Here is a 7,911-nt window from a genome sequence, read left to right as displayed (position 1 = left end):
GGTGAACTGGCGACGCGGCTCGGGCTGCGGACGGTGGTGCTGCTGGAGGGGCCGAGCGACCTCGCGGCCGTCGACGCGCTGGCCGCCCGGCACGGCCGGGACCTCGCGGCGGAGGGCGTGTGCGTCGTGACGATGAACGGCGCGATGAACGTGGGCCGCTTCGCCCGGGTCCTCGGGCCGCCCGGACTCGGCCTGCGTCTCACCGGTCTGTGCGACGAGCGCGAGCGGGGGTACTTCGACCGCGCGCTGGAGCGGGCCGGGGCGCCCGCGCGGGACGTCTTCGTGTGCGTGGCGGACCTGGAGGACGAGTTCATCCGCGCCCTGGGCACGGAACGGGTCGAGGCCCAGGTCGCCGCCGAGGGCGATCTGCGCGCCTGGCAGATCTTCCTGAGCCAGCCCGCCCAGCAGGGCCGCCCTAGGGAGCTGCAGTTGCGGCGTTTCCTGGGCACCAAGAAGGGCCGCAAGATCCACTACGGCCGTGTGCTGGCCGAGGCACTCGGCCCCGGCGAGCTGCCCGCCCCGCTCGACGCCCTCTTCGCCGGCCTGTGACCCTCATTCATTCCCCTTCCAAGGAGACCGCTGACATGCCCTCGTACCTGCACGCGCTCGACTTCGACGCACTCGACCCCGCCCGCCTCACGCGCTTCTGGGCTGGCCTGCTGGAACGGGAGACCGGTGACGACTTCACCGTCCTGCCGGCGCACGGGACCGGGTTCCTGCTCCGCTTCGTCGCGACGGACGAGCCCAAGTCGGTGCAGAACCGGCTGCACTTCGACCTGACCAGCGCCTCCGTGGACGATCAGAAGGCGACGGTGGCCAGGGCGCTGGAGCTCGGCGGCCGCCACACCGACGTCGGCCAGACCGGGGAGGAGGGGCACGTGGTGCTCTGCGACCCGGAGGGCAACGAGTTCTGCGTCATCGAACCCGGCAACAACTTCCTCGCCGGGTGCGGCTTCGTCGGCGCGCTCCCCTGCGACGGCTCGCAGGCGGTGGGGTACTTCTGGAGCCGGGCGCTGGGGTGGCCGCTGGTGTGGGACCAGGACGAGGAGACGGCGATCCAGTCTCCCGCCGGCGGCACGAAGATCACCTGGGGAGGCCCGCCGCTGATGCCGCGGGGCGGGGACCGGGACCGGATCCGCTTCGACCTCGCCGTCCCGGCCGGCGAGGACCTGCGGGCGGAGATCGACCGGCTGGTCTCGCTGGGCGCGAAGCACCTCGACGGTGACGGACACGACGGCGGCCGGGTGACCCTCGCTGACCCGGACGGCAACGAGTTCGCGGTGCACCGGGCCCGCTAGCCTGGCTCCGGTTCAGATCGTGACGACGGACGGATACGCATGACGGACATCGTGAAGGCTGCGGCGCGCAAGGTCTTCGAGCGCTACGACCTCGACGGGGACGGCCAGGTCACCGCGGAGGAGTACCGGCAGGTCGTCTCCGAGCTCGAGGGCTCGGAGATCACCGCGGAGCAGGCGCGCGCCCTGATCGACTCGCTCGACACGGACGGCGACCGCCAGATGTCCTTCGAGGAGTTCTGGGCGGGCATGAACGCCTGACCGTACGCCGGTGCGTGCACGAGGGGCCCGGCGCGGGTAACGTGCCGGGCCCCGGTCGTGCCGGCAGGGATCAGAGGTGGCGGCCCGGGGTCACCGTGAAGGTGGCGGGACCGGCCGGGAGGGTGACCGTGTACTGGCGGAGGTAGGTGTCCAGGAAGGGCGAGCGCGCGCCCTGGGTGGGCACGTCGTCGGCCGGGTCGTCGAGGGCGAGCCGCAACTGCGCCCCGGAGACCCTGATCGTCTCGCCCGAGGGCGTGTCGCGCCAGGAGCCGGTCTGCACCGAGCCGATCTCCACGGCCAGGACGTGGCCCGAACCCAGCGTCCAGTCCGTCGACTTGAGGTCGACGGAGAGCCGTCCGGTCTCCACCAGGGAGACCTGCTCGTCGAACATCACCGCGCTGCCGTCGGGGGCGACGTCGTACAGCTTGAGCATGACGTTGCCCTCGCCGCGCGCGGTCAGCCGGATCTGCGGCGTGCCGGTGACGCGGACCGGCCGCCGGACCGGCTTCGACCAGACGAAGAAGCTGGAGCCGACGTCCCCGGCCTTCTGCCGCTCGGCGACGCCCTTCGCCAGCCCCTCGGGCGCGGGCGCCTCCACCGCCGGAGCGTTCTCCATGTCCCACCTGCCCGAGGGCGGTTCGGGCGTCCTGGCCGCGCTCTCCTCACCGGCGGCGGCCAGGTCGGCGCGGGCGGACGCGCCGCCGTCGTCGACGTAGGAACCGCCGCCCAGCGGCAGCGTCACCGATCGCTCCACCACGGGCCAGGTGCGCTGGGCCCGCCAGGCGCCGGTGTTGTCCTCGACGGAGTAGGCCGGGTACCGCACCGTGGGCCGGACACCCTTCAGGTACTGGTCGTAGAAGGACAGCGTCTCCTCGTACCAGCCCTCGCGCCCCATGGCGAGCCGGCCGTCACCGACCCGGTCGCCGCCGCGCACGTGGTCCCACTGGCCGAGCCAGCCGCGTTCGGGGCCGCGGTGGTTGTCGAGGTACTCCTCCATCTCCTCGGGCTTGGTGTTGTTCTCGATGAAGCCCTGGGTGACGAAGAGCGGGGTGTCGCTGCCCTCGGCCATCCTCGCGAGGTCGCGCGCCTTCCAGTGCTCGCTCTCCTGGTCGGCGATGCGGTATCCGGCGGTGTTCTGTTCGACGCACTCCGGGTGGGACTGCTCCCAGCGGGCGTTGGCCTGGTAGCGGGCGTCGTCGTCCGCCATCGGCGGGAAGGTCGCGATGCCGTTGTAGGCGTTGGCGGTGCCGGTCACGTTCGGGCGGGGCACGCCGTTGGAGTAGATGTACTGGTACATGTCCCACACGGGTTCCTGGGCGACGACCGCCTTCAGGGCCCGCTGGTCGAGGTTGTTGCCGATCAGGCCGGTGACGGCGTCATAGGACTTGCCGTACATGCCCACCGCGCCGGTGGACCACGACTGCCGGGCCGCCCAGTCGATCGCGGCCTTCACGTCCGCCTGTTCCCCGGGTCCCGCCCAGTCGAGGCATCCGGTCGAGCCGCCGAAGCCGCGCAGGTCCACCATGACGAAGGCGTAGCCGTTGTCGAAGACGTCGGCGCCCTCGAGGAAGTCGTTGAAACGGGGGGACGGCCCGGTGTGGGTGAAGCCCTCGGGGCCGGTCTGGCCGGCGTGCGAGAAGTAGGGACCGACGGAGAGGATGACGGGCACCTTCTCGCCGGGGTCGAGCCCTTCCGGCAGCAGGACGTCGGCGTGCAGTTCGGTGCCGGAGTCGTCGGCGGACGGGAAGTAGTGCTGGGTCCAGACGGAACCCTCGGGGACGCGGTCGTTCTCCTGGTGGCCGACCGGGCCGGTGGCGGTGGCCACGGCCCCGGTTCCGGTCGCCGTTCCCGTGGGCGCCGCGGTCGCGGGGCCGGTGACGGCGCCGGTCACCGCGAGGGTGCCGACCAGTGCGGAGGCGGCCCAGGCGGTCGCGCGACGTGCTCTCACATGCTCCTCCATGGGTGGGTGCGAAGCAGTGCCGGTGGTGCGGTCGAGCTGGGCCGAGGCCCATGGCGCGCGAGCCTATGATCGTTCGGACGTCAGTTCAACGGGGCGGCGGAGAACGGCTCTTGGCCTTCGGGCAGCAAGGTCATCCGGTCCGACCGCGCTTCCGGTTCGCGGCGGTGCCTGCTTCGGTCCCGGTGGCGGGGACGGAATCCAGCCACTCCAGGAGCCGGCTTCCCTCACGGGTCATCACGTCCGGGTCGCGCAGCGCGTTGGCCATGAGGGACATGCCCTGGTACGCGCAGACCAGGGTCAGCGCGAGGTCGTCCGGGCCGGACGCCCCCATGGCGCGGAACTGCTTCCCTGCCCACTCCAGCAGACGCCGGATCACCGCGCCGGCCTCGCCGTCGAGCGTTCCGTCGGAGCGCTTGCCGAGTTCGACCGCCAGGGTGCCGGTGGGGCAGCCGTGGAGGGCGGCCACCTCGCGCTGCTCGATCCACGCCTCGACCAGCCCTTTGAGCCGGTCGCGCGGGTCCTCCGACAGCTGCAGCCGGGAGGTGAGTTCGTCCAGGTACGCGCTGTGCTCGGACAGTGCGGCGAGGACCAGTTCGTCCTTCGTCTTGAAGTAGTAGTAGACGTTTCCCACCGGCACGTCGGCCGCCCGCGCGATGTCGGCGAGGGTGGTCCGCTCGACGCCCTGCCGGTGCAGGACCCGGGCCGCCTCGGTCGTCAGCCGACGGCGCTTGTCTGCGGCCCGCGCCTTGGGCGATTTCGAGTCAGTCACCCAACTGACTATAGGCGCATGCCTGTTGGCCCGTGTAGCGTCCCCGGCATCCGAGTCAGTCAGCCGACTCACTCACTTGCGGAGGGTTCCCCATGATCGTGGTGACAGGCGCCACCGGCAACGTCGGACGCACACTGGTTCCGCTGCTCGCCGAGGCGGGCGGGGAGGTCGTCGCCGTCTCGCGACGGCCGCGGCCCGAAGGGCTGCCCGACGGCGTCCGGCACGCGCGGGCGGACGTCGGTGACAGCGCGGCCATGCGTCCCGTTCTCGAGGGCGCGGACGCCTTCTTCGTCCTGCTGGGTGGAGACCTGAACGTCTCCGGCGAGAGCCCGGCGGCGCTGCTGGACGCGGCGGTGGACGCGGGGGTGAAGCGGGTCGTCCTGCTCTCCTCGCAGAGCGTCGCCACCCGCCCCCAGTCTCTTTCGCACGCCCGTCTGCGCGCGTTCGAGGACGCGGTCCGCGCGGCGGGGGTGGGCCACACCGTCCTGCGGCCGGGCGGCTTCGCCTCCAACGCCTTCGCCTGGGCCGGGACGGTCCGCACCGAGCGGACGGTGTACGCCCCGTTCGGCGACGTGGCCCTGCCGGTCGTCGACCCGTCCGACATCGCCGCGGTGGCGGCGGCCGCCCTGCTGGAGGAGGGGCACGCGGGGCGCGTGTACACCCTGACCGGGCCGCGGGCCGTCAGCCCGCGCGAGCAGGCGGCGGCCCTCGGCGAGGCCCTGGGCGAGGAGGTCCGTTTCGTCGAACTCTCGCGGGATCAGGCGCACGCGCACATGGCACGGTTCATGCCCGAGGACGCGGTCACCGGCACGCTGGACATCCTGGGCGCCCCGGTGGCGGGCGAACAGGAGGTCCGCCCGGACGTGGAGACGGTGCTGGGGCGTCCGGCCCGCCCCTTCGCCGAGTGGGCCGCCCGCAACGTGGAGGCCTTCCGGTAGGACTCCCGAGCGCTCCCGGCCGGCGGTCACCTCGCGGGACGCCCGCACCACCCGACGCTCGCGTCAGGCGCTCGGACCCCGGCGGTCGCGTCAGGCGCCGACCGCTCCCGCGGCCGACGCGATCTCCGCGCGGATCTCCTCGACCCGGTCGTCGAGGTAGAAGTGGCCGCCCGGGAAGGTGCGCAGCCGGAAGGGTCCCGTGGTGTGCCGTGACCAGCGCTCGACCTCGGCGACCTCGACCGCCGGATCGCTCTCCCCCGCCAGGGCGATCACCGGGCAGGCGAGGCGCAGCCCGTCGGGGGCGCGGTAGTGGTTGCTGGCGTGGAAGTCGTTGCGGACGGTCGGCAGGACCAGTTCGAGGAAGGCGGGGTCCTCCGGAATCGGGGCGCCGGTGTCTCCGCGCAGGACCTCCAGGATGTCGAGCACCTCCCGGTCGCTCTCCAGCGCCGGCAGCTCGCGACGCGTCGCGAGCGACGGGGCCCGCCGGGCGGAGGCGAACAGCGCGCGGACCTTCGCCCCGCCCTCCTCCAGCCGGACGGCGGTCTCGAAGGCCACGGCCGAGCCGAGACTGTGCCCGAACAGCACCAGGGGCAGGTCGGCCCAGGGCTCGAGTTCGCGGGCGATGTGCTCGGCGAGCTCGCCGACGTCCGGGACCAGGGGTTCGGCGATCCGGTCCTGCCGCCCGGGGTACTGGACGGCCAGCGCCTGGACGGCCGGCGCGAGGGCACGGGACAGCGGATGGAAGTGGGTGGCGCCGGCCCCGCCGTGCGGGAAGAACACGACGTGCGGCGCGTCCGCCTCCGCGGTGTGGAACCGGCGTATCCAGTCCGTCCTCTGCGGGCGCTCGGTCACTGCCCCGTCCTCCTCTGCCGCTTGACTGCACACGTGCCATCCGATCATCGCACCGCCCGCTCGACCGCCGATCGGCCACCCCACCCGCCCCCTGACCTGCGGCTTCGTCGGTCCGCGACACACGACGGGATTCAGCTCGCGTCGAGGGAATGTTCCGGTTCGCACTAAATGTTGGGATAAGTGCGAAGGCAGAGCATCCATGCTCACGACCACGACGGCACCCGGCACCGCGACCACCGACGCCCGCTCCGACACCTCGGCCGGTGACGGATCCACCGGGGCGGCCGAGTACGAGGCGACGGGTTTGCCCTTTCCGCTGAGGGACACCCCTCGCCGGACACGGAGTTCGTGGTACGGGTCCGCGGGCAGTTCCGGGCCCGAGGACTGCGCGTCCAGTGAGTCCACCGAGCAGACACCTGGGGGGGAATCGAGACCACCGGAGGGTCACAGGCCTCCGACCTTCCGGCGAAGGGTCCGGACGCGGAGCGGCTTTGGGGAGCCGCCGAGCGTCCGGACCTGCACATTCCGCCCTCCGCACACTGCTGCGATCATGGCCTGAAGTCGCCCTTCGACCCGCCCAGGAGGCCCTTGATGTCCCTCGAGACGTCCCTCGACGCGTCCTTCGACGCGCCTTTCGACGCCGCCGCCGTGCGCGCCGCCTTTCCCGCCCTGCTCGCCTCCGACTGGGCCCGCTTCGACGCCCCCGGCGGCACGCAGACGCCAGCGCCCGTCGCGGAGGCGATCGCCGAGGCCCTCACCCGTCCGCTGGCCAACCGCGGCCGTCTCACCGAGGCGCAGCGCAACGCCGACGACATCGTGACCGGGGCCCGGCACGCCATGGGCGACTTCCTCAACACCCCGTCCTCCACCGTGGTGTTCGGCCGCAGCGCCACCCAGCTGGTGTACGACCTGGCCCGCACCCTCGCCAAGGACTGGGGCCCGGGCGACGAGGTGGTGGTCACGCGGCTGGACCACGACTCCAACATCCGCCCGTGGGTCCAGGCCGCCGAGGCGGCGGGCGCCACCGTGCGGTGGGCCGGCTTCGACACCGTCACCGGTGAACTGCGCCCGGAGCACGTCGAGGCGGTGCTCTCGCCGCGCACCCGTCTGGTCGCGGTGACGGCCGCCTCCAACCTCAACGGCGCCCGCCCCGACGTGCCGGCCCTGGCCGCCCTGGCGCACTCCGTGGGCGCGCTGCTGCACGTCGACGCGGTGCACTACGCCGCGCACGTCGCCGTCGACCTGCCCGCCCTCGGCGCGGACACCCTGGTCTGTTCGCCGTACAAGTTCCTCGGCCCGCACCTCGGGGTACTCACCGGGCGGGCGGAGCTGCTGGAGTCGCTGCACCCCGACAAGCTGCTGCCGTCCAGCGACGCCGTCCCGGAGCGCTTCGAACTGGGCACGCTGCCCTACGAGTTGCTGGCCGGCACCCGGGCCGCGGTGGACTTCTGGGCCTCCCTCGCGCCGGCCGGCGCCGACGGCACGGACCGCCGGGCGCGACTGGTCGCCGCCTTCGCCGCGGTGGAGCACCACGAGGACCGCCTGCGGGCCCGCATCGAGGAAGGGCTGGCCGAGCACCCCGGCGTCACCCTGCACTCGCGGGCCGGACTCCGCACGTCCACGCTGCTGTTCACCGTCGAGGGCGTCGAGGCGGCCGAGGTCTCGCGGCGGCTGGCGGACCACCGGGTGGACGCCCCGGCGAGCTCGTTCTACGCCCTGGAGGCCTCCCGCCACCTGGGGCTGGGCGACGCGGGCGGAGTGCGGGTGGGTCTGGCCCTCTACAACGACGACGCGGACGTCGACCGCCTGCTGGCGGCGCTCCGCACGGTCCTGGGC

8 protein-coding genes are annotated in these 7,911 nt (G+C 73.0%); 5 read left to right on the top strand and 3 right to left on the bottom strand.

What is annotated here, in order from left to right; genetic code table 11:
• The 3 genes from ACOV8S_RS04695 to ACOV8S_RS04685 all read left to right on the top strand — a co-directional run.
• The coding region (locus ACOV8S_RS04695) for a TOPRIM nucleotidyl transferase/hydrolase domain-containing protein (RefSeq protein ID WP_448316252.1) at positions 1 to 549 on the top strand (549 nt) is incomplete at its 5' end.
• Between the two features lie 35 nt (positions 550 to 584).
• Positions 585 to 1,298, top strand: coding sequence for a VOC family protein (locus tag ACOV8S_RS04690; RefSeq protein ID WP_448316251.1), 714 nt, complete (start codon positions 585 to 587; stop codon positions 1,296 to 1,298).
• 39 nt (positions 1,299 to 1,337) lie between these two features.
• A complete protein-coding gene (locus ACOV8S_RS04685; RefSeq protein WP_351117150.1) occupies positions 1,338 to 1,556 on the top strand; it encodes an EF-hand domain-containing protein in 219 nt (72 codons plus the stop codon).
• 70 nt (positions 1,557 to 1,626) lie between these two features.
• Here the strand turns inward: ACOV8S_RS04685 and ACOV8S_RS04680 are convergent, their stop codons facing one another.
• On the bottom strand, positions 1,627 to 3,516 hold the full coding sequence (locus ACOV8S_RS04680) for a CocE/NonD family hydrolase (protein WP_448316250.1): 1,890 nt from the start codon (positions 3,514 to 3,516) through the stop codon (positions 1,627 to 1,629).
• A gap of 130 nt (positions 3,517 to 3,646) precedes the next feature.
• The gene (locus ACOV8S_RS04675) at positions 3,647 to 4,285 is read right to left on the bottom strand and encodes a TetR/AcrR family transcriptional regulator (protein ID WP_448316249.1); all 639 of its coding nucleotides are present in this window, start codon (positions 4,283 to 4,285) and stop codon (positions 3,647 to 3,649) included.
• A 92-nt stretch (positions 4,286 to 4,377) separates the two neighbouring features.
• Between ACOV8S_RS04675 and ACOV8S_RS04670 the strand changes: the two genes are divergently transcribed.
• Entirely contained in the window at positions 4,378 to 5,223 is an 846-nt protein-coding gene (locus ACOV8S_RS04670; protein ID WP_448316248.1) for an NAD(P)H-binding protein, read from the top strand.
• A 90-nt stretch (positions 5,224 to 5,313) separates the two neighbouring features.
• Here the strand turns inward: ACOV8S_RS04670 and ACOV8S_RS04665 are convergent, their stop codons facing one another.
• Positions 5,314 to 6,075, bottom strand: a complete 762-nt coding sequence (locus tag ACOV8S_RS04665; RefSeq protein WP_448316247.1) for a thioesterase II family protein — start codon at positions 6,073 to 6,075, stop codon at positions 5,314 to 5,316.
• 591 nt (positions 6,076 to 6,666) lie between these two features.
• Between ACOV8S_RS04665 and ACOV8S_RS04660 the strand changes: the two genes are divergently transcribed.
• Positions 6,667 to 7,911: cysteine desulfurase-like protein (locus ACOV8S_RS04660; protein WP_448316246.1), on the top strand; the 1,245-nt coding region annotated here is incomplete at its 3' end.

It is taken from the genome of Streptomyces sp. CO7 (assembly GCF_053474865.1).
Note: the sequence above shows the minus strand (reverse complement) of the source record. Positions and strands in the feature narration are given on the sequence as shown.

Excerpts from the sequence above, each read along its gene's own strand:
- ACOV8S_RS04690 (WP_448316251.1), top strand. The coding sequence starts at position 585 with ATGCCCTCGTACCTGCACGCGCTCGACTTCGACGCACTCGACCCCGCC.
- ACOV8S_RS04670 (WP_448316248.1), top strand. The coding sequence starts at position 4,378 with ATGATCGTGGTGACAGGCGCCACCGGCAACGTCGGACGCACACTGGTT.
- ACOV8S_RS04680 (WP_448316250.1), bottom strand. The coding sequence starts at position 3,516 with ATGGAGGAGCATGTGAGAGCACGTCGCGCGACCGCCTGGGCCGCCTCC.
- ACOV8S_RS04685 (WP_351117150.1), top strand. The coding sequence starts at position 1,338 with ATGACGGACATCGTGAAGGCTGCGGCGCGCAAGGTCTTCGAGCGCTAC.